We start from the raw sequence: 21,269 nt of genomic DNA on the forward strand, positions 1-21,269 counted from the left end.
GATGGTCCCCCCCCGTTCAACACAACACGGCTCCGAGGAAGCTCCGCCGCCCCTCCTGCGCCCCTATGGCCCGTACGTGCTCGTGCGCAAGCTGGCCGAGGGCGGCATGGCGGAGATCTTCCTCGCCAAGCTGCTGGGCGCCGACGGCTTCGAGCGCAACGTCGTCATCAAGCGGATGCTGCCGCACCTGTCCAACATCCCCGACTTCGTGGAGATGTTCCGGGACGAGGCGAAGCTCGCGCACCCGAACATCATCCAGATTCAGGAGCTGGGCTTCACCGAGGGCTGCTACTACATCTGCATGGAGTACCTCGCGGGCGAGGACTTCTCCACGACGCTGCGGCTGGCGGGGCGCAGGCGGCAGTATCTGCCGTACCCCATCGTGCTGCGCGTGCTCATCGACTCGGCGCGCGGGCTGCATTACGCGCACGAGTTCTCCAACGAGAGCGGGCAGCCGCTCAACGTCGTGCACCGCGACATCTCCCCGTCGAACCTGTACCTGACGTACCAGGGGCAGGTGAAGGTGCTGGACTTCGGCATCGCCAAGGCCGAGTCGAGGCTCGTCAACACGCGCACCGGCGTGGTGAAGGGCAAGTACATGTACATGGCCCCGGAGCAGGCGCGGGGACAGGAAGTGGACCGGCGCGCGGACATCTTCGCGCTCGGCGTCAGCTTGTATGAGGCGCTCACGCACGTGCGGCCCTTCTCGCGAGAGAACGACCTCGCGGTGCTCAACGCGCTGCTGCACAACGAGTTCAAGCGTCCGCGAGAGCTGCGCTCCGACCTGCCGGAGGCGCTGGAGGCCATCGTCCTCAAGGCCATGGCGCCCTTCGCGAATGACCGCTACGCCACGGCGGAGGCCTTCGCGCAGGACCTGGAGGCGTTCCTCGGCGAGCACTACAGCGGCTCGGGCACCCAGCAATTGGGGCCGTTCTTGCGCAGCCACTTCGGCGACGAGCGCTTCACCGAGCGCACCCGCATTCCGACGTTGGCCTCGCTCTCCGCGGCCCTGGGCGTCGTGACGCAGGCCACGGGGTTGATGGAGGCGGGGACGAACGTGGTGGGGGCTCCGGCCTCGCTGGGCGCGGGGCAGACGGCTCCCACCGCGCAGGCCTGGGGGACCCACTCGCCCGCGTCGTCGTCGGGGTTGGTGCCCGCGGTCCCGAAGACTCCCGCCACCGAGAATGCGCCGCCTCCCGAGCCGCTGCCCTCGGGGCGTTCGCGGAGCTGGCGTCCGATGGTGGTGGGGCTCGCCGCGGGGTTGGTGCTCGCCGGGGGCGGACTGGTGGGCTATCGCAAGCTCACGGCCTCGGAGCCCGTGAGGGACACGGTGGCCGCGCCTTCAGCGCCAGTGCCCGTGGCTCCGCCCGCGGAGGTTCGCGCGCAGGCGCCGGCGCCCGTGACGCCGCCGGAAGGCCCCGAGGTCCCCGCCGGGACTGTCGCCGAGACGGCGGCGGGGCAGCAGCCCCCCGTGACAGGGGGAGGCGCGGCCACCGCCGTGGCGGCGCAAGCGCCGGTGCCGGACGACAAGGCCGCCGAGGACGATGAGGTGAAGTCACTCAAGCCGACCCCGCCGAAGAAGCGGGTGTCGTTGGGCATGGGAGACATCCGGCGTGTCGTGCAGAAGGGAAGCTCTCGCATCTCCTCCTGCTTCACGCGCAACCGGGAGGAGCTGCCCGCGAGCGAGGGGAAGATTCAGGTGGAGTTCTCCATCGCCTCCACGGGCAAGGTCGACGCACGGGTCGGGGAGCCGTGGGCTGGCACCAAGGTTGGCCGCTGCGTCGAGGTGGAGGCGGAGCGGCTGCGCTTCCCCGCGCATCGCGACGAGACGGTCGACGTGATTGTCCCGTTCGCCTGGACGTTGAAGTAGGCGGTGAGCTGGGAGGTGGCGCCGGAGGACTCCCGGCGCCAGGTGAGACTCAGAGGTCGCGGCGGGCGGACAGCGCCTTCGCGAGGGTGGCCTGGTCCGCGAACTCCAGGTCCCCGCCCATGGGCAGGCCCTGGGCGATGCGCGTGACACGCAGCCCCATGGGCTTGAGCAGGCGCGTCAGGTAGAGCGCGGTGGCCTCGCCCTCGATGTCCGGGTTGGTGGCGAGGATGAGCTCCTCCACCCGGCTGTCGTTGAGGCGCTCGAGCAGCTCCTTGATGCGAAGCTGCTCCGGGCCCACGCCCTCCAGCGGCGACAGCACGCCGTGCAGGACGTGGTAGCGACCCTTGAACTCGCGCGTCCGCTCCAGCGCCATCAGGTCGGCGAAGGTCTCCACCACGCACAGCACACGCTCATCGCGGCGGTGGTCCCGGCAGAAGCCACACGTCTCCGTGTCGGTGAGGGAGAAACAGCGCACGCACAGGTGCACCTTCTCCTTCACCTCGCGGATGGCCTGCGACAGCTCGGCGGCGTACTCGCCGGGCGCCCGCAGGATGTGGAACGCCAGGCGCTGGGCGGTCTTCTCGCCGATGCCCGGCAGCTTCGCGAGCTGGGCGACAAGGCGGTTCAGCGGATCGGGAGTCATCCGGTATCAGGTAATGCCGGGGATCTTGATGCCGCCCGAGATTTTCGCCAGCTCGCGCTGCATGTGCTGACGGCTGCCCGCCAGTGCGTTGTTCACCGCGGCCGTGATGAGGTCCTCGAGCATCGACGTGTCATTCGGGTCGATGGCGGACTTGTCGATCTTGACGCTGCGGACTTCCTGGATGCCGTTGACCACGACGGTGACGAGTCCGTCGCCGGACTTCGCTTCGACGGTCTCCTCGGCCAACTGCTGCTTCCGCTCTTCAATCTTCTCCGTCAGCTTGTTCGCCTGCCGGATGAAGTAATTCAGGTCGACGCCGGGCATGTGCTTCCTCGGTACTCGGGGGAGCGGCCCCTGGTGGGAGCCGCTCGGGCGTGGAGTAAGGCGCGCACCCTACCGTTGCGCGCGGCCATTGTCAGGCGCTGTCGTCCGGAGCTTCGACTGGAGTGTCGGTGGGCGAGGCGGCGGAGGGGCGCTCGGGCTCGTAGATCTGGATGTGTTCGACTTCGCCCCCCAGGACCAGGAGCACGGTGCGAATCGAGGCGTGGTTCCGCACCTTGCTCTCGGTGTTCTTCTCGTGGGTGGCGCGGCTGTGAGCGTCGCGCTCGGCGAGGCTGGGCGCGGCCCGGTTGTCATCGGCGGAGACGTCCTGGAAGGACAGCTTCACCGGGCGGCCGAAGTGCTCGGCGAGGAGCTTGTCGATGGTGGCCTTGCCCGCGGCGGCGCTCACCGTCATGCGGTGCAGGCCCGCGGTGGGCAGGAAGCCGAGGATGATCTCCCCCGCCTTCATCGACATGAGCCGACCGTTGGCGAGCGCGGTGCCATGCCGGAGTGACGTCCCCTTCACCGTCTCCACCGCGGCGCGCCAGCGCTCGATCAGCGGCAGGTTGGGGTTGTCTCGCCCGCGAGGCATCGGCGCGGCCGCGACAGGGGGCGGAGGGGGCGGCTCGGGTTCGGGCTCGGCCGCGGGAGCCGCGGGCTCCGGGATGCACTCGCCGGACGCACAGCCGCCCGGGGAGGCCTCCTCCGGGTAGAAGCGCCCCTCCTCATCGTCGTACGGAGGCGGCTCGGGCTCGGCCGCGGGGGCCTCCGGCTTGCGGACGTTGATGACGCGAACGGTGGGCGCGGGCTCGGTGGTGCGAGAGAGCGGAGTCGCGCCCGCGTGGGAGCCAGAAGGTCCCACGGGCGGAGGCGGTGCGGATGGCGCGGGTGCCGAGGGCACCGGGGCCATGGGGACGGAGGGAGGCCCCTTGCGCAGGAACGACAACGGGCGGGCCGCCGAGGCGGGCAGTCCTTCCAGGACGGGCCCCGAGGGCAACGGGTTCTCCGCCGAGTACGGCGTCTCCATTCCTCCCGAGAGACGCGGCGGAGGCGTGGGGGGACTCCACGCGACAGGCGCGGCCTGGACGGACGGGTTGGTCTCGACGCTCCGAGGCATGGCTGAACCCGGTGAAGGCGCGGGGCCTGGACCGGGTCCATTCGTCGCTCCGGAGTGCATCGAGGCGCCGGCGAAGGAGGCGCCGTCGTGAACGGCCCGCGCCTCGAATGCGCCCGGAGATGTGGTGTGGCCTCCGTCATGCCGAGGCAGCTCGATGTCCGCGGGGGGCTCGGGTACGTACTCGGACTCGTCGTACCGAGGGGGCGCGGCGTCGCGCGGAAGCTCCGGGGCGACAGGGGGCACAAGGCCTGGCGTGGGCTCGGAGACCACCGGGCGCGCGACGGCGGCCACGGGGCGTGGCTCCGGTGAGGGCTCTGGGGCTGGCGGCGGCGCGACGGGCGCACTTCCCGCGTTCACCGGGACTGGTGCCGGGGCGCTTCGAGTCTCCCAGGGACGAGGTGTCGGCGGTGCGGGAGCCTGTCTCGGCTCAGGCGCGAAAGTTCGTGGAGCTGGAGCGACCTCCTGGCGCTCCAGCATTGGCCTTGGCGGAACCTTCGCCCTGGGGCAGTCCGGCCGCGAGCCGGTCGACGCGCGCGAGCAGCTCCGGAATGGACCCGCCCGGCGACAGCTGGATGGCCTTCAACAACGCCATCTCCAGCGCGAGCCTCGGCTGGGCCGCGCGCGACACGTCCCACACGCTGCCGTGGACGATGTCGAAGAGCCGCGTGAGCTGCGCGCTGTCCGCGTCCTTGGCCAGCGCGACGAGCGCCTTCTGCTCGGACTCGGCCAGCTCGGCGGGGGCTTCGCCCAGCGTCTTGGTGACGAAGAGGTGGCGCAGCTGCATCGCCAGCTCCTCGGCGAGCCGCTTCAAGTCGAGGCCGCGATTGAAGACCTCCTCCACGCGTCCCAGGATGCGCTTGGCGTCCTTGTGGACGAGGGCCTCCGCGAAGTCCTGCACCATCGTGCGGTCGATGGCGCCCAGGGCCTCGGCGACCTCCTCGTCCGTCGGGTTGGCGCCGCACGAGGCGAGCACCTGGTCCAGCAGGCTGAGCGCGTCGCGCATGCCGCCTTCGGACTGACGCACGACGAGCGACAGGGAGCGGTCCGAGATGCCCGCGCCCTCCGCCTTGCAGATCTCCTGCAGCCGCTGAAGCATCCGCGCCGCGGAGATGCGGCGGAAGTTGTGGCGCTGGCAGCGCGAGAGGATGGTGTCCGGGAGCTTGTGGGCCTCGGTCGTCGCGAAGATGAACTTCACGTGGCCGGGCGGCTCCTCCAGCGTCTTGAGCAGCGCGTTGAACGCCGCTCCCGACAGCATGTGGACCTCGTCGATGATGTAGATCTTGTGCCGGTCTCGCTGCGGCAGGTACTTCGCGTTCTCGCGAATCTCGCGGACGTTCTCCACGCCGTTGTTGGAGGCACCGTCGATCTCCGCGACGTCGACGCTGGTGCCGGCGGCGATCTCCGTGCACGCCTTGCACTCTCCGCAAGGCGTGGCCGTGGGGCCCTTTTCACAGTTGAGGGCCTTGGCGAGCAGACGGGCGGCCGTCGTCTTGCCCACGCCCCGAGGCCCGCAGAACAGGTACGCATGAGCGACCCGGTCCATCTTGATGGCGTTCGCGATGGTCCGGACCACGTGCTCCTGTCCGGTCATGTCATCGAACTTCTGCGGGCGCCATTTGCGCGCGAGGACGAGGTAGCTCATGGGGGGCGTCATCTAAACACGGCGGCGGGAAGGATCCATGTCGTTGCCGCCGCTACAGGTGGGTTCCACTCAGCGTCCGAGGGCCTGGAGCACGACGCCTGCGGCATTGTGTCCCGCCGCTCCGATGACACTGCCGGCCGGATGGCAGCCCGCGCTGCAGAAGTAGAGCCCCTGCACCGGCGTCTCGTAGGGCAACCGGTCGGTGAAGCCCAGCTTGTTGTCCACATGATGGATGTGGCCGCCGGTGATGCCGAAGTGGCTCTCGATTTTGGGGGGCGTGAGGGCGAAGTACTCCTGGACCTGGTCGCTGGTGCCCGGCGCGAAGCGGTCGCAGATGGACAGCAGGTGCTGGATGTAGCGCGACTCTTCCTTCTCCCACGTCGTGCCCTCGAGCTTGTAGGGCACCCACTCCACGAAGAGCGCGGAGTTGTGGTGGCCTTCCTTGTCGCGCAGCGACGGGTCCACCGTGGTGTGGATGTACCACTCGATGGAGGGGAACTCGGACAGCTTGCCCGCATGCGTGTCCCGGTAGGATCGCTCGAGCGCGCCCAGCACGTCCTCCTCCTGCGGCAACAGGTGGATGGTGGGGCCGAACTGGCCTCGGTCCTCCGGCAGGCACGTGAAGGTGGGCAGGTTCTTCAGGCACAGGTTCACCTTGAGGGTGGTGCCCGGCACGGCCATCGCGTTCACCTTCGTGCGGTAGTCGGCGGGCAGTGCGCTGGACTCCACCAGCTTCAGCGTGCGGAACGGGTCGCCGTTGGACACGACGACGTTGGCCTTCAGCTCCTCGCCGTTCTCCAGCACGACGCCCTTCACCACGCCCTGGTCCACGCGGACGGACGTCACCTTCGCGCCGGTGCGAATGGTGGCGCCGTACTTGCGCGCGACGTTGGCGATGGACTGGGTGACGGTGCCCATGCCGCCGCCCACGATCATCCACGTGCCGCCGCTGCCCGGCAGTCGACACATGTTGTGGACGAGCAGGTTCATCCCCGTGCCCGGCGTGTCATAGCCGCCATCAAGTCCGGAGAAGGCGTCCGTCACCGCGTACATCGCCTTCACCAGGTCCGACTTGAAGTTGAAGCGCTCCAGGTACTGGCGCGCGGAGCCTCGGCACAGGCGGATGAAGTGCTGGCGCAGGGCAGGGCGGATGTAGCGCTCGGCCGTCTCCTCCAGGGACAGCGGCGGCTTGAGCCATGCGGGGGCCAGGTCGTCGCGCAGCGCGGCCAGCTCCGCGTTCATCGCCTGGTTGGCCTCCCAGTCCTGCTGCGAGAAGAACTCCACGAACTGGCGCTGGAGGTCCTTCTCATCCGAGCCGAACAGCAGGTAGCGCTTGTCCCTCGTGGGGAGGAAGTAGTGCGGGTCTCTTCGCTTGAGCGGCAGGTCCAGCTCCAGCTCGCGAAGCAGCTCCGGCGGCATGAGGCCCAGCAGGTATGCACCCGTGGACACGCCGAGGCCCGGCGCGCTCTTGAACGGATACTCCGTGCGGCACGCGCCACCGATGACGTCCTTCTCCTCCAGGACGGTGACGGAAAGGCCTCGCCGCGCGAGCATCGCCGCGGTCACGAGTCCGTTGTGTCCTGCTCCCACCACGATGACGTCGGGCATGTCTTCCTCCTCGGGGAACCGTGTTCCTAGCCGAGCGAGGGCCTGGCGGACAAACGTCACCTGTCTTGCGTGGGGACTCTTGCCAAGGGAGAGTCCTCGGCACCTGTGTCAGCCTCCACACCCGCCCTCCCCAGCGCCGACTCGACTCCCACCAGGCTCCCCGATGACCCGGGGCCCGCCGTGACTCGAAAGCACTCCGTCGCGGCGGTCTGGAGTCTTGCCGTCGTGGCGCTCCTGCCCGCCGTGGTGGCCGTGGTGCAACTGGGCCGCATCCACCCGGATGAGGTGTACCAGGCCCTGGAGCCCGCCTGGTGGCGCGTCCATGGCTACGGCGTGCTGGCGTGGGAGTGGCGCGATGGCATTCGCAACTGGGCTGTACCTGGTGTCCTGGCCGGCTTCCTCAAGCTGGCCTCCTGGTTGGGCATCACCGACCCGCAGGGCTATCGCGCGGTGACGGCGCTGCCGCAGCTCGCCCTGCACGCCTGGAGCCTGTGGGCCGTGTACCGCTTCGCCGCTCGTCGGGCGGGGAGCGCGGGGGGCTGGCTGGCCGTCTTGTTGGTGGGCCTGTATGGGCCCGTGGTCGTCTTCGCGGGGCGCACCCTGTCGGAGTCCTTCTCCACGTCCTTCCTCCTGGTGGCCATGGAGGCCCTGGACCGGCGCGAGCGAGAGGTGAGGGCGGGGCTCGTGGGCGGCGCGGCGCTGGGGCTGGCGGTGGTGACACGCTATCCGTCCGCCATCTTCGTCCTCGCGGCGCTCCTCTGGCTGCTGGCGATGCGGCGCTGGAGGATGTTCCTCTTCACGTGTCTGGGCGGACTGGTGGTGGCGGTGGGGCTGGGGCTCCTGGACCACCTCACCTGGGGCAGCCCCTTCCATTCCTTCATCGCCTACGTCCGCTTCAACGTCCTGTCTGGTGACGCGGCGGCGCGCTTCGGAGCGGACCCGCCGCGCTTCTACCTGATGCCCTTGCTGTCGGCCGTGCCCGCCTGGGCGTGGTGCGCGGTTCCGCTGGCGCTGGTGGCCGCGAAGCGGAAGTGGGCGGTGTCACTGCCGCTGGCGTGCGCGACGCTCTACCTGGCCGCGCTGCTGAAGACGGCGCACAAGGAGGAGCGCTTCCTCTACCCGGCGCTGGTGCTGGCCGTGCTCGCCGCCGCGCCGCTGGTGGCCGCCTTCATCACCACGCAGGCTCGCCGGGAGCTTCGTTGGGGCCTGTCCGTGATGGCCTTGGGCGTCGGGGCGGCTTCCGCCTTCTACTTCCCGCCCTTTGACCTTCGAGGGGACGAGTTCCGCGCCATCGTCGCGTCCACCCGGAGGGAAGGCGCCACGGGCGTGCTCATCGTCGCCGAGGGACTCTGGGGCGCCGGTGGGTTCTTCTACCTGGGCAAGGAAATCCCCTGGCTCACCTGCGACTGGCCTCGCGACGAGGCCTTCCAGGTGGCCATGAGGGAGCGCCGCTTCAACCGGGTCGTCACCATCGATGACCGGACGCTCCCGGAGCTCGAGGCGGCGGGCTTCCGCACCGTCGAGCGCTTCGGTCGTCAGTCGCTGCTCGTGCGGGACTGAGAACCCGCCGTCTGCCAGGGAGGAGGGCGGGCCTGTCCCGCCTTGTTCGCCAGCGGACTGGCGATAGCCCGCAAAGGCGAAGAGCCAGACCCCGAAACGAGGACTGGCTCTTCAGAACGGCCGGGACACACGCGGTGGTACGCTACCGTTGCTTCCTTCCGGACCTGGCGGGGTTCGCGCCCCCACGTTGTCCCGACCACAAATCATGTAGACATCAACGACTGAAATAACAACGGAGAGGGTGGGATTCGAACCCACGATACCCTTTCAGATATACACGCGTTCCAGGCGTGCGCCTTCAACCGCTCGGCCACCTCTCCATAAAGTCTGGAGCGGAGAGCGTAGGATTCGAACCTACGATACCGTTACCGGTATGCCTGATTTCGAGTCAGGTGCCTTCGACCACTCGGCCAGCTCTCCAAGTATTCAATTGTCTCGTCGCTTCGCGCGCAACCGCTCGAAGAACGACTTCAGAAGAATCCTGCTGTCTTCAGCCAGGATACCACTCGCGACTTGGAGCCGGTGATTATGTCGAGGCTCTTCTGCGAGATTGTAGAGAGAACCGACCGCGCCGGCCTTCGGGTCCATGGCGCCAAAGACAAGGCGCGTCACCCGGGACTGCACGAGCGCACCGGCGCACATGGCACACGGTTCCAACGTCACGTACAAAGTGACGCCCGTCAATCTCCAGACACCCAGATGCTTTCGCGCTGCATCCAACGCGAGGACTTCGGCATGGGCGAAGGGATTGCGGTCCATCTCTCTGCGGTTGAAACCCGTTCCGATGATGTTTCCATCATGGACCGCCACCGCACCGACAGGGACCTCTCCGAGTGTCGCGGCTTCCCGCGCGAGCGCGAGCGCCTGCTGCATGAAAGCTTCGTCGTCACTCATGGAGACGGCGAGAAGAAGGGAAACGCTCCCTGGAGGATTCGAACCTCCGGCCTTCGGATTCGTAGTCCGACGCTCTATCCAGCTGAGCTAAGGGAGCAAATCTTCACGCGCTGCTACAACGATAAGTGGCGGAGAGAGAGGGATTCGAACCCTCGATACCCTTTCGAGTATGCAGGTTTAGCAAACCTGTGCCTTCAGCCTCTCGGCCATCTCTCCAACTCTTCTCTGTCAAAGAACCACAAAACTCAAGAACATTTTCGGAGGCGGTAGGATTCGAACCTACGGAGAGCTTGCACCCTCTGCGGTTTTCAAGACCGCTGCCTTCAACCGCTCGGCCACGCCTCCAAACCACCCAGCCGACGGAGCCCCTCGGACCGACGTCGGCCGTGGGGCCGCCCTTCTACATGATTCTTCGCCCGTTGCAAGCGGATGATCACAACTTCCGCCACATCTACAGCGGCTTGAGCTCCTTCAGGCCGCCCATATAGGGCCAGAGGACCTCCGGGATGGCCACGGTGCCGTCGTCACGCTGGTAGTTCTCCAGGATGGCGATGGAGGTGCGGCCCACGGCGAGCCCGCTGCCGTTGAGGGTGTGGAGGAGCTGGGGCTTGTCGCCCTTCTGTCCCCGGAAGCGAATCTTCGCGCGGCGGGACTGGAAGTCGCCGCAGTCCGAGCAGGAGGAGATCTCCCGGTAGGCATCCTGGCCCGGCAGCCAGACCTCGATGTCGTAGGTCTTGCGGGCCGCGAAGCCCATGTCGCCGGTGCACAGGAGCATCACCCGGTGGTGCAGGCCCAGGCGCCGGAGGATGTCGCACGCGTCGTCCGTCATGGACTCCAGCTCGTCCAGGCTCTTGTCCGGGTGCGCGAACTTCACCATCTCCACCTTGTGGAACTGGTGCTGGCGGATGAGGCCGCGGGTGTCCTTGCCGGCGGCGCCCGCCTCCGCGCGGAAGCACGGGCTGAAGGCGCAGTAGCGCACCGGGAGCGTGTCACCCTCGAGGATTTCATCCGCGTGGTAGTTGGTGACGGGCACTTCGGCGGTGGGGATGAGGAAGCGCTCGGGGTCGCCCAGCGTCTTGAAGGCGTCGTCCTCGAACTTGGGCAGCTGGCCGGTGCCCATCATCGTCTCGCGCAGCACCAGGTAGGGCGGGAGCAGCTCCGTGTAGCCCTTCTGGGTGTGCACATCGATCATGAACGTGACGAGTGCCCGCTCCAGCCGCGCCAGCGCGCCCTTGTAGAAGGTGAAGCGGCTGCCGGAGACCTTCGCGGCGCGCTCGAAGTCGAGCATGCCCAGCTTCTCCCCCAGCTCGAAGTGCTGCCGGGGCGTGAAGGGGAGGTTGGGCTTCTCGCCCCAGCTCTTCACCTGGACGTTGTCGTCCGCGCTCGCGCCCACGGGGACCGACTCGTGCGGCGTGTTGGGGATGAGCAGGAGGATGCCGTTGATCTCCTCCTCCACTTCCTTGAGCCGGTTCTCCTTCTCCTTGATGTCCTGGGAGACGGCCCGGAGGTCCCCGCGCAGGGCGTCCAGCGCCTTGGGGTCTTCCTTGGCCTTCTTCTTCATCTCCTCGTTGGCGGCGTTGCGGCGCGCGGCCAGCGACTCCATGGAGACGTACAGCTCACGGCGCTCGGCGAAGAGGCGCTGGAAGGGGCCCAGGTCCAGGTTGCCGCCCCGCGTCTTCAGGCGAGCGACGACCGCATCGAAGTTCTGCGCAACGTTCCGGAGGTCCAGCATGGGGGACGCCTTGTAGTCACCCTCGGTGGGCGTCAGCAAGGTTCCTGGCGCTCGGGGTGCTCAAGGGCGGACGCCCTCGGCTCCGGGGGCCTGACGCCGGCCATCCCCAGGGGGACGGCCGGCTGTCGGCTGCCGGCTAGTTCCGCAGGTCGTAGATCTCCTCTTCGATGTCCTTCTTGTCGGAAGCGTCCGGCTTCTTCTCCAAGTAGGACTCGAAGGCCTGCACGGCCTCCCGGCGCTTGTTCTTCTCCTTATAGGCGAAGCCCAGGTAGTAGTAGGTCATCGGGTTCTCCGGCTCGGCCGTGGCGGCCTTGCGGTACCAGTCGATGGCCTTGGCGTGCTGGGCCTGCTCGGTGAAGGCGCGGGCGACCTTGTAGTAGACGTACGTGAGCTTCGTGTCCGCCTTGAGGGCCTTCTGGTAGCGCTGGATGGCGTCGTTCCAGCGGGCGGCGTTGAAGTACGCATCGCCGATGGAGCCGAGCACCCGCGTGCGGCGGGGGTCTGACTTGAGGCTCTCCTCGAAGGCGGAGATGGCCTCGTCGAACTCGCCGAGCTCCAGGTGGGCATGGCCCAGGGCCTCGTGGGCATCTGCGTTGGCGGGGTCCAGGTCGACGGCGGAGCGCCACTCGCGCATGGCGTCCGGCAGGTTCTTCGCGTCGCGCAGGATGACGCCGTAGGCGTAGTGGTAGTCCGGGCGCTTGGGCGCGCGCTCCACCGCCTTGCGCATGGCGTCCATGGCCAGGGTGAACTCCAGCCGCTTCGCCTTGACGAGCGCCAGGTAGTAGAGCGCCTCGTGGTTGGAGGGCTCGTTGCTCAGCGCCAGGCCCAGGTTGCTCTCCGCGCCGGGCAGGTCTCCGCGCTCCAGCAGCACGGCGCCCAGGGTGATGGGAATCGTGGTGGAGCGGGGGTCCTCGCCCTTGGCCTTCTCCAGCTCGGCCACGGCCTCCTCGAGCTTGCCCAGGCGCCAGAGGACGATGCCGCGCTGCAGCCGGCCGTCCTTGAGCAGGTGCGGGTCCAGCTCCAGCGCGCGGTTGGCCTCCACCTGGGCCTTCTCCAGGTCTCCGGCGAGCAGCGCCACGCGAGACAGGCCCAGGTGGGCGTCGGCGAGGTTCGGGTCGAGCTGCACGGCGCGGTCGAACTCCTGCTGCCCCAGGAGGGCGTTGTTCTCCGCGAGGGCCAGTTCACCCAGGCCGGAGCGCACACCCGCGTGGTCCGGAGCCTTGCTGGCGGCCTGCTCCAGCTGGGTGCGAGCCTCCGCGTTGCGCCGCTGACGCAGGTAGAAGCGGCCCAGGTACAGGTTGGCCTCCACCAGGTTGGTATCCGCGGCGATGGCGCGCTTGTAGTGCCCCTCCGCCTCGGAGAGCTTGTCCAGCGCGTCCTCGATGCGGCCGTAGAGGTAGGCGATGCGCGCCTCGCTGGGGAAGCGCTCGCTGGCCTTCTGCACCGCCTCCAGCGCCGCCTGCATCTTGCCCGTCATCACCAGCGAGGAGATGTGGCCGTCGGCGTACTCCAGGTTGTCGGAGGCCTCGGAGGCCAGGGCCGTGTACAGCGGCAGGGCTCCTTCGTAGTTGCGCTGGGCGCGCATCACGTGGGCGAGCTGGGCCTTGATGAAGTCCGCCTCCGGGTCCTGCTCCAGCGCGGCCTTGAGCTCGGCCTCGGCCTCGCGGGGCTTGTGCTGGTAGAAGAGCGCCACGCCCTTGAGCCCCCGGGCGCGGGCGAGCTCGGCGGGACCCAGCGCGGACTGGACGTCCTGGGCCAGGGCCTCCTCCACGGACTGCGCGCCCTTCTCCACGTCCTTGCGGACCAACAGCTGCACGGCGGCGAGCTCCACGGCGGAGGAGGCATGCTTGCGGTCCGCCTCGAGCGCGGCGGTGTACGCGGCGGCGGCCTCGTCCGCGCGGCCCGCGGCCTGGTGCAGGTTGCCCGTCGCGTGGTGGGCCTTGGCGGACTTCGGGTCCACCGCGAGCACCTTCTTCAGGGTCTCGATGGCGGCGTCCCGCTCACGCTTCATGGTCTGCGCTTCGGCCACGAGGAAGGCCAGCTCCAGGTCGCCCTGGTTGCCTTCACGGCTGAACGCGTCCATCAGCGGAACCAGCGCCGCGTCCGCCTGCCGGCCGGCGAGGGAGAGCGCCGCGCCCGCCTTGATGAAGTCGACGTCCTTCTCGCCCAGCAGCGCGATGTCCAGCAGGGCCTCCCGGCAGCGCGCCATGTCGGCAGGCTGCGCCGCGGAGTACTTGCGCTGCAGGTAGGTGACGGACTGGCACCACAGCGAGCGCACCGCCGGGTACTCCTTCTGCTGGAGGGCCTGGGCGGAGAGGGTCTGCGCCTGCTGGTAGCTGGCGAAGGTGTCCTGGAGGAGCGCCTGCTTCGCCTGCGTCACGAGCTGCGCCTCGGGTGAGCCGTCCGAGACGCGCGCGGGGAACATGGCGCGGCGGCCGAAGGCGCCATAGCGCGTGCCGAACTCGGTGCCCGCGCCGATGGCGAGCAGCGCCGCGGCCACGCCCGCGGCGACGAACAAGGGGATGCGTTTCTTGAGCTTCTCGTTGGCGCCGCTGCGGTCCACCACGGAGACCGCGGCCATGCGGCCTTCGTAGAGCTGCTCCAGCCGACGCATGTTCGCCTGTGTGCCGTTCCCATCGGCGCGAGGCGCGTCCGCGTCCGTCGCGGTGGCGGCGACCGGGGCCGCGGCGACGACCTTGGCGGGGCCTTCCATCAGCCGCTGGATGGCGGCGGCGAAGGTGGGGATGGTGCCGATGGCGGACCACGTCTCCGAGTCCAGCGAGACGTCCTCGTTGCCCAGGAGCTGCCCGTCCTCGAGCATCTTGACGACGACGCCCTCGTCGAAGGGGCCGAACACCTTGCCCGAGCGGCGGCGGACGTGGAAGCGGCGCACCTTCGTGCCCGCCTGCGCGCCGGCGTCGCGGCTGGCGGCGTCGTCGATGAAGGACAGCATCTCCAGGCCATCCGCCGGGCCCGCGTTGGGCGGAGGCGGAAGCGGGTCGGAGAGGTCGGCCTCCAGGTCATCCGCCGGTCGCGCGGTGGGGTCGAACTCGAGCGAATCCGGGATGCCCGACGAGGGCGCGGAGCCGGACGGCGCGCCGAAGTCCACGTCGCCGAAGTCCATCGAGGGATTGAACGACGCGGGGGGCGGCGCGGAAGGCGCCGGGGCCGGGTCCGCGAAGTCCAGGCTGAAGTCCGGCATCGGCGCGGACGGCGGGGGCGCGGCGAAGTCGAACGATGCTCCCTGCGGCGCGGCGGGGGCCGGCAGGTCCGAGAAGTCCATCGCGGGGGCGGCGGGTGCCGGCAGGTCCGAGAAGTCCATCGCGGGAGCGACCGGGGCCGCCGAATACGGGTCCACGGGCGAGGGAAGCTCACCGAAGTCGAAGGACGGCCCTCCCGCGGGCGGAGGCGGCAACGCGAAGGCGTCATCCCCCAGGGACTGCTGCGCATACGCGGGCGGGGGCGGCAGCGCGAACGGATCATCCGTCACGGGCGGCTGCGAGTACGCGGGGGGCGGTGGGAGCGCGAAGGGGTCGTCCATCGCGGGCTGCTGCCCGTACGCGGGAGGCGGCGGGAGCGCGAAGGGGTCGTCCATCGCGGGCTGCGCGTACGAAGGGTCCTGGGGAAGCGCGAAGGGGTCCTCGCCCGCGGGCGGAGGCGGGAGCGCGAAGGGGTCGTCCATCGCGGGCTGCTGCCCGTACGCCGGGGGCGGAGGCAGCGCGAAGGGGTTCTCCTCGACGGGCGGCTGCGAGTACGCCGGAGGCGGAGGCAGCGCGAAGGGGTTCTCCTCGACGGGAATCGCGCCCTGGCCGGGGCCGGGCGTGGGAGGCAGCGCGAAGGAGGACGCTTCGCCGCTCGGGGTCTCGACGTCGAAGGCGAATGGGTCCGGCTCGGGCTGGGCGGGGACCGGGAGCGCGTCGTCGGAGAAGTCGAAGTCGCGCGTGGTTCCCTGCATGTCCCCGGAGCCAAAGGCCGACGCGGAGTCATCCACCGGCGGCGCCAGCGCGTCGTCGGAGAAGTCGAAGTCGCGCGAGGTGCTCGGAGGCGGCGCGGCGGCGGCCTGCTCGCGGTAAGCGGCGTTGGGCAGCGGGATGGCGACGACGCGCGTGACGTCCCGGTCCTCTCGCGCGGGCGGCGCCACGTCGTCGAAGCCCTCCGCGAAGGGGTCCGTCGCGCCGGGAAGCGGGATGGCGCCGGAGTCGAAGGGCGCCGCCGAGCCAGGAAGGGGAATGGCGGCGGGGCCCGCTCCCATGGCGATGGCCCCCGAGGGCGCGGCACCCGGCAGCGGAATGGCTCCTGAGTCGTGTCCGAACGCCGTCGTGGGATAGGACGAGGCCCCCGGAAGCGGGATGGCGGCGGAGTCGAAGCTGAAGCTGTCGGCCGGAGCCGCGGCGCCCGGGAGCGGAATGGCGCCGCCGTCGAAGCCCGACGCGCCAGGGAGGGGGATGGCCTGGGGGCTGGCTCCCGACGGAGCGCTACCGGGCAGGGGAATCGCCGCGGAGGGCGCGGGCGCGGCACCGGGAAGCGGAATCGCGGCGGAGGCGACGGCGGACGGCGCGGCGCCTGGGAGCGGAATGGCGGCGGCGGGGGCCGCGGTCAGTCCCGGCAGTGGAATGGCGGCGGGCGGAGGCGCGGCGGGGGCGGACGCGCTCGCTGACTCCGGTTTGATGGGGAAGGTGGTCTGGCACCGGGCGCACTTGAGCTTCGCGCCTCCCGGGGGGATCCGCTTGTCATCGATGTTGTAATTCGTCTGGCAAGACGGGCAGGAGACTTTCATGGGGTTCCTTCGACGGGACCAGCGCGCGCAGGCTACCAGAGGCGTTTCCAGCCCGGAAAGAACGCGCCGCCCCGCAGTGAAAGTGTTCCGCTCCCGGCCCCCCGGGCAGCCAGACGAGGCCTCCCCGACTTCGCACCGCTGCGACCGCGCGTTGGTTCCCCCCTCACCGGGAGGAGGTGGTAGGACCGACCCGGCATGGAACCCATCGTCATCCTGGGCGCAGGTCTCGCGGGCCTGTCCACGGCGCACTTCCTCCAGAAGCCCTGGCGTCTCATCGAGAAGTCGGACCGCGTCGGCGGACTCATCAAGACCGAGGTCATCGACGGGTGTTATTTCGACCCCACCGGCCATTGGCTGCACCTGCGCGACCCTGAAATCCAGGAGTGGGTGAACACGCGCTGGCTGCCCGGGCAGATGGTGCGCATCCAGCGCAAGGCGGGAATCTTCACGCGCGGCGTCTTCACGCGCTTCCCGTACCAGGTGAACACCCACGGCCTTCCGCCGGACGTCGTCGCCGAGAACCTGATGGGCTTCGTCGAGGCCATCCACGGCGAGAAGGGCCGCGCGCTGCGGGAGCGGGAGCCCAAGGACTTCGAGGAGTTCATCCTCCGCTACATGGGCGAGGGCTTCGCGAAGAACTTCATGGTGCCCTACAACCAGAAGCTCTGGACGGTGCACCCGCGCGAGATGTCCGCGGCCTGGGTCGGGCGCTTCGTGCCCCGCCCGACGCTCAAGGAAGTGGTGGACGGAGCCCTGGGCGCCGGCACCGACGCCGTGGGCTACAACGCGTCCTTCCTCTACCCTCGCGAGGGCGGCATCGAGAGCCTCGCGCGCGCCATGCTGCGCGGACTCGAGGGCGGGGAGTTGAGCGTGCGCACCGAGCCCACGTTCATCGACTGGAAGGCGCGCAAGGTGGCGCTGTCCGATGGCAGGACGCTGTCCTATTCAGGACTGGTGTCCACCGTGTCGTTGCCCGGCCTGGTGCGCCTGTTGGCCCAGGGGCACTCGGGGGTGCCCGAGGAGGTCATCGCCGCGGCGAAGCGTCTGCGCGCCACCACCGTCACCTACGTCGCGGTGGCCGCGCGGGGCGCCAACCGCCAGCCCTGGCATTGGATCTACCTGCCGGAGCCGGAGTTCCACACGTACCGCATCGGCTCACCGTCCGCCGTCTACGACGCGCTCGCCCCCAAGGACACGGCCACCTTCTACGTGGAGTACAGCCACCACGGAGAGCTGTCCCCAGCCACCGCGGAGAAGTACGCCGTGGAGGACCTGCTGCGCTCGCAGATGATCCACTCCGCGGACGACGTCCTCTTCGCGCAGGCGCGAGAGATTCCCCACGCCTATGTGCTCTATGACGAGGCCTACGGCCCGGCGAAGGCGGAAATCCTTCGTTTCCTGGAGCACGCTGGCATCCTCACGGCGGGGCGTTATGGACAGTGGGAGTACTCGTCCATGGAGGACGCCATCCTCGCGGGACGGGCGTGTGCTCGGACGCTGAACGGTTGACGGAGCCCGGGCGCGCGGTCCGACGCATCTTGTCGACGGGTGCCGCGCGCCATGCTAGGCGGACGGGACTGCTGTCCGCTCAGAGCTGATTCCATGGCACCGCACCTGTCCGTCGTCATCCCGGTCTACAACGAGGAGTCCATCATCGCCTCGGCGGCGGAAGAGCTGCGCCAGGGGCTGGATGCACGTGGGCTCGACTACGAAATCATCTTCGCGGAGAACGGCTCGAAGGACGCCACGACGAGCATCCTCGAGGAGCTGTGCGCCCGGAACCCTCGGATGCGCTGGTTCCACTCCGAGCGTCCCAACTACGGCGTCGCCCTCAAGGCCGGCATCCTCATGGCCCGGGGCACCTACGTCGTCTGTGACGAAATCGACCTCTGCGACCTCACCTTCTACGACGCGGCGTTGCCCCGGTTGGAGCGTGGCGAGGCGGACATGGTGGTGGGCTCCAAGGCGGCCAAGGGCGCCAGCGACCAGCGGCCCCTCATCCGCCGCGCGGCCACGCGGGTGCACAACAAGCTCCTCAAGGTGACGCTGGGCTTCCAGGGCACCGACACGCACGGGCTCAAGGCGTTCCGCCGTGAGGCGCTCCTGCCCGTCATCCAGAAGTGCGTGGTGGACATGGATGTGTTCGCCAGCGAGTTCGTCATCCGCGCCTGGCGCGAGGGGCTGAACGTGATGGAGATCCCCATCCAGCTCCACGAGAAGCGCCAGCCCTCCATCCACCTGTTCAAGCGCGTGCCCAACGTCCTCAAGAACGTGGGCAAGTTGTTCTACGTCATCCGCGTGCGTGGCACGTGAGCCGGGGAGGGCGCGGACCGTGAGGCTTGCGTCCATCTCCGTCGACCTCGACTCGCTGCCCCACTACTGCCGCATCCACGGGCTGCCGGAGTCGCTGTTGGATGCGCGCGCCCGCGCCCTGGTCCACGCGGTGGCGGTGCCTCGCTTCATGGCGCTGCTGGCCGCAGTGGGCGTGCCGGGCACCTTCTTCGCCATTGGCGAGGACCTGGAGGCGGACGCGAACGCCGCCGCGGGGATGCGCGCGGCCCACGCGGCCGGCATCGAGGTGGCAAGCCACAGCCACGCCCACGACTACGCGCTCACACGCCGAGGCCCCGCCGCCATCCTGGACGACCTCCAGCGCGCGGACGCGGCCATCCTCGCGGCCACGGGTGTCCGCCCCGAGGGCTTCCGTGCTCCGGGCTACACGCTCAACGCGGACCTCTACGCGGCCACCGAGGCGCTGGGGTACCGCTACGGCTCATCCGCCTTCCCCGCCACGCCGTACTACGCGGCCAAGGCGGCGGTGATGGGGGCGCTCGCGCTGGCGGGGCGGCCGTCTCGCTCCGTGCTGGATACGCCGCGCGTGCTGCTCGCGCCCCGGGTTCCGTACCGCCCGGACCCGGCGCGGCCCTACCAGCGCGGCTCGGGCTCCGTGGTGGAGCTGCCCATGGCGGTGACGCCCGGCCTGCGCTTCCCGTTCATCGGCACGTTCGCCACCACGCTGCCGCTGGGCACCCTGCGCGCGGCCTGGCGCATGTGCCGCGGCGATGCGTTCTTCAACTTCGAGCTGCATGGCGTGGACGTGCTGGACGGCTCGGACGGCATCCCCGGCGAGCTGGTGCGCCAGCAGCGGGACTTGCGCGTGAGCGCGGCGAAGAAGCTCGAGCGGCTGCGTGAAATCTTCGGCTGGCTCCGGGCCGAGTGTGACGTCGTCACCCTGCGCGACGCCTCGGGGCGCCTGTCCGCCACGTTGTGAGCCTCACCGCGCGACCGCGGGCGAGCCGAGCACCTCCACCACCGCGTCATGCACCCGCCCATCCGTGAGCATCCACGGGTGGAACAGCACCGGGAAGACGCGCTCGCAGGCGCCGGGCAGCCGTGAGCTGGAGGCGGGCACAATCATCAAGTCCCACGGCGACCAGAAGCTGTGGACCTCCGTGTTGCCCCACGGGTGGGTGTCCTGCTGGAGGGCTCGGAGCAGCCGGCTTCCTGGCCTCATCTGGGTGATGCCCTTGCCCCGCGCGAGGAACGCCAGCGCGGAGCCTCCATGGGGACCCGAGATGGAGATGAAGCGCCGCACCATCAGCCGGCCGCCCAACAACTGCACCCAGTAGCGCGTGACGAGCGCCCCCATGCTGAACGCCACGACGTCCACGCGGCGCGCACCCGTACGGGCCCGCAGCGCCTGGGCTTCGTGAGCCACCTGGCGCGCGAGGACGGACAGGCTCTCGCTTCCGTCGCTCGGCGCCAGCGAGAGGGCATGGAGGTGGGGCCAGCCCTCCTGCTCCAGCCGCTGGCGGAGGGCGTCGAAGGCGCTCGCGTCGTCGCCGAGCCCGTGGACGAACAACACGGGGGCTCGCTGCTCCACGGGCGCGAGCCGGAGGGTCTGCACCGCGGCGGCCCAGGACGCGCTCACACCGCACCCCTCGCGACGCCGGCGCGGGCCTCGCTGTGGGCTCGACGGGAGTGGGACACGGTGGGCCTACCCTGGCTGGGCACTCCAAGCCTCCATGCGCGAAGCCTACACCCACGCCTCCTCGGAGCGCGCACGCGCCCGCCACTTGGCGGCCCACGTCCAGAAGGCTCCGCGAACCCCGTGGGTCGAGTGATTCGAGTGTCGCGAGGAAGACGCGGATGGTTGGGTCCGCGCGTCCGGAGCGGCGGGGGCGTGCTTCCGGGTTTCTCCTCTCCCGGGGCGGGAGCCGGTGGTGTTAAAGAGCGCGGGATATGCTGGAGCGTCTTGGCGACCGAGTGAAGAAGGGCCTGCGCGATTGGACCGACCGCATGGCCAATGACGAGCAGAAGGCTCGCATGCAGGCCATGGCGCGTCCGGAGAACGAGTACGGGGTGGACCCCTTCGGGTACAACCTCGACTTCAGCCTCTCCGCGGTGGCCCCCTTCCTCTGGCTCTACCGGAACTACTTCCGCGTGGAGACCTACGGCATCGAGAAGGTCCCGGCCGGCCGGGTGCTGCTGGTGTCCAACCACTCCGGGCAGGTCCCCCTGGACGGCGCCATGATTGGCGTGTCCCTGATGCTGGAGGCCACGCCTCCTCGGGCCGTGCGCAGCATGGTGGAGAAGTGGGTGCCGTCCCTGCCGTACGTCTCCACGTTCATGGCGCGCATGGGGCAGATTGTCGGCACGCCGGAGAACTGCCGGCGGCTGCTCGAGTCGGATGAGGCCATCCTCGTCTTCCCGGAGGGCACCCGCGGCATCAACAAGCTGTGGCCCCAGCGCTACCAGCTCCAGGAGTTCGGCCTGGGCTTCATGCGCCTGGCGCTGGAGACGCGCACGCCCATCGTCCCCGTGGCCGTCGTCGGCGCGGAGGAGCAGGCCCCGGCGCTCATGGACCTCAAGCCCGTGGCGAAGCTGCTGGGCTTCCCGTCGTTCCCCATCACCCCCACGGGCCTGCCCTTCCCGCTGCCCACGAAGTACCGCCTGTACTACGGCGACCCCATGCACTTCACCGGGCGCCCGGACGACGAGGACAGCGAGCTGGACAAGAAGGTCCGCACCGTGAAGGGCGCCATCCAGTCCATGCTCCACCAGGGCCTCAAGGAGCGCCGGGGGGTGTTCTGGTGAGTCGCCCG

The 21,269-nt window shown here is 69.5% G+C and carries 15 protein-coding genes, 5 tRNA genes and 1 other RNA gene; 6 read left to right on the forward strand and 15 right to left on the reverse strand.

Annotated elements, in window-relative coordinates; genetic code table 11:
* Window position 1: 1 nt before the first annotated feature.
* Window positions 2-1,870, forward strand: a complete 1,869-nt coding sequence (locus MYSTI_RS10905; protein WP_015347806.1) for a protein kinase domain-containing protein — start codon at window positions 2-4, stop codon at window positions 1,868-1,870.
* Window positions 1,871-1,919: 49 nt separating this feature from the next.
* Here MYSTI_RS10905 and recR read toward each other — a convergent pair whose 3' ends face one another.
* The 5 genes from recR to MYSTI_RS10930 form a co-directional block, all read right to left on the reverse strand.
* On the reverse strand, window positions 1,920-2,513 hold the full coding sequence (recR, locus tag MYSTI_RS10910; RefSeq protein WP_015347807.1) for a recombination mediator RecR: 594 nt from the start codon (window positions 2,511-2,513) through the stop codon (window positions 1,920-1,922).
* A 6-nt stretch (window positions 2,514-2,519) separates the two neighbouring features.
* Window positions 2,520-2,837: a YbaB/EbfC family nucleoid-associated protein gene (locus MYSTI_RS10915; protein WP_015347808.1), complete on the reverse strand. Its 318-nt coding sequence runs from the start codon at window positions 2,835-2,837 to the stop codon at window positions 2,520-2,522.
* A gap of 91 nt (window positions 2,838-2,928) precedes the next feature.
* Complete coding sequence (locus MYSTI_RS44530) at window positions 2,929-4,242, reverse strand: hypothetical protein (RefSeq protein WP_015347809.1); 1,314 nt, start codon at window positions 4,240-4,242, stop codon at window positions 2,929-2,931.
* Window positions 4,243-4,378: 136 nt separating this feature from the next.
* Window positions 4,379-5,593 carry a DNA polymerase III subunit gamma/tau gene (gene dnaX, locus MYSTI_RS10925; RefSeq protein ID WP_044279486.1) on the reverse strand — a complete coding sequence of 405 codons (1,215 nt, stop codon included), beginning with the start codon at window positions 5,591-5,593 and terminating at the stop codon, window positions 4,379-4,381.
* A 69-nt stretch (window positions 5,594-5,662) separates the two neighbouring features.
* The gene (locus MYSTI_RS10930) at window positions 5,663-7,201 is read right to left on the reverse strand and encodes a phytoene desaturase family protein (RefSeq protein WP_015347811.1); all 1,539 of its coding nucleotides are present in this window, start codon (window positions 7,199-7,201) and stop codon (window positions 5,663-5,665) included.
* Between the two features lie 180 nt (window positions 7,202-7,381).
* On the opposite strand from MYSTI_RS10930, the gene MYSTI_RS10935 reads away from it, so the two are divergent.
* Window positions 7,382-8,761, forward strand: coding sequence for a glycosyltransferase family 39 protein (locus tag MYSTI_RS10935; RefSeq protein WP_233278234.1), 1,380 nt, complete (start codon window positions 7,382-7,384; stop codon window positions 8,759-8,761).
* 110 nt (window positions 8,762-8,871) lie between these two features.
* Here MYSTI_RS10935 and ffs read toward each other — a convergent pair.
* From ffs to MYSTI_RS45275, 9 genes are all read right to left on the reverse strand, one after another.
* Window positions 8,872-8,964: signal recognition particle sRNA small type (gene ffs, locus MYSTI_RS41315), an RNA gene on the reverse strand.
* A 30-nt stretch (window positions 8,965-8,994) separates the two neighbouring features.
* A tRNA-Ser gene (locus MYSTI_RS10940) sits at window positions 8,995-9,081 on the reverse strand.
* A 13-nt stretch (window positions 9,082-9,094) separates the two neighbouring features.
* A tRNA-Ser gene (locus tag MYSTI_RS10945) sits at window positions 9,095-9,181 on the reverse strand.
* Window positions 9,182-9,187: 6 nt separating this feature from the next.
* Window positions 9,188-9,655: a tRNA adenosine(34) deaminase TadA gene (tadA, locus tag MYSTI_RS10950; protein WP_015347813.1), complete on the reverse strand. Its 468-nt coding sequence runs from the start codon at window positions 9,653-9,655 to the stop codon at window positions 9,188-9,190.
* 23 nt (window positions 9,656-9,678) lie between these two features.
* Window positions 9,679-9,752, reverse strand: a tRNA-Arg gene (locus MYSTI_RS10955).
* Window positions 9,753-9,781: 29 nt separating this feature from the next.
* Window positions 9,782-9,871 (reverse strand) — tRNA-Ser (locus MYSTI_RS10960).
* Between the two features lie 42 nt (window positions 9,872-9,913).
* Window positions 9,914-10,000 (reverse strand) — tRNA-Ser (locus MYSTI_RS10965).
* 106 nt (window positions 10,001-10,106) lie between these two features.
* Complete coding sequence (gene serS / locus MYSTI_RS10970; RefSeq protein ID WP_015347814.1) at window positions 10,107-11,387, reverse strand: serine--tRNA ligase; 1,281 nt, start codon at window positions 11,385-11,387, stop codon at window positions 10,107-10,109.
* Between the two features lie 136 nt (window positions 11,388-11,523).
* A complete protein-coding gene (locus MYSTI_RS45275; protein WP_015347815.1) occupies window positions 11,524-16,164 on the reverse strand; it encodes a tetratricopeptide repeat protein in 4,641 nt (1,546 codons plus the stop codon).
* A 195-nt stretch (window positions 16,165-16,359) separates the two neighbouring features.
* On the opposite strand from MYSTI_RS45275, the gene MYSTI_RS10980 reads away from it, so the two are divergent.
* The 3 genes from MYSTI_RS10980 to MYSTI_RS10990 all read left to right on the forward strand — a co-directional run bounded on the left by MYSTI_RS10980 (window position 16,360) and on the right by MYSTI_RS10990 (window position 19,435).
* The gene (locus MYSTI_RS10980; protein WP_015347816.1) at window positions 16,360-17,673 is read left to right on the forward strand and encodes a protoporphyrinogen/coproporphyrinogen oxidase; all 1,314 of its coding nucleotides are present in this window, start codon (window positions 16,360-16,362) and stop codon (window positions 17,671-17,673) included.
* Window positions 17,674-17,766: 93 nt separating this feature from the next.
* Complete coding sequence (locus tag MYSTI_RS10985) at window positions 17,767-18,477, forward strand: glycosyltransferase family 2 protein (protein ID WP_015347817.1); 711 nt, start codon at window positions 17,767-17,769, stop codon at window positions 18,475-18,477.
* 19 nt (window positions 18,478-18,496) lie between these two features.
* Window positions 18,497-19,435 carry a polysaccharide deacetylase family protein gene (locus tag MYSTI_RS10990; protein ID WP_015347818.1) on the forward strand — a complete coding sequence of 313 codons (939 nt, stop codon included), beginning with the start codon at window positions 18,497-18,499 and terminating at the stop codon, window positions 19,433-19,435.
* A 3-nt stretch (window positions 19,436-19,438) separates the two neighbouring features.
* On the opposite strand, the gene MYSTI_RS10995 is transcribed toward MYSTI_RS10990, so the two are convergent.
* Window positions 19,439-20,095, reverse strand: a complete 657-nt coding sequence (locus MYSTI_RS10995) for an esterase/lipase family protein (protein ID WP_015347819.1) — start codon at window positions 20,093-20,095, stop codon at window positions 19,439-19,441.
* A gap of 311 nt (window positions 20,096-20,406) precedes the next feature.
* On the opposite strand from MYSTI_RS10995, the gene MYSTI_RS11000 reads away from it, so the two are divergent.
* Window positions 20,407-21,261, forward strand: coding sequence for a lysophospholipid acyltransferase family protein (locus MYSTI_RS11000; RefSeq protein WP_015347820.1), 855 nt, complete (start codon window positions 20,407-20,409; stop codon window positions 21,259-21,261).
* The last annotated feature ends 8 nt before the right edge of the window (window positions 21,262-21,269 follow it).

Source organism: Myxococcus stipitatus DSM 14675 (assembly GCF_000331735.1).
GTDB classification, from domain to species: domain Bacteria; phylum Myxococcota; class Myxococcia; order Myxococcales; family Myxococcaceae; genus Myxococcus; species Myxococcus stipitatus.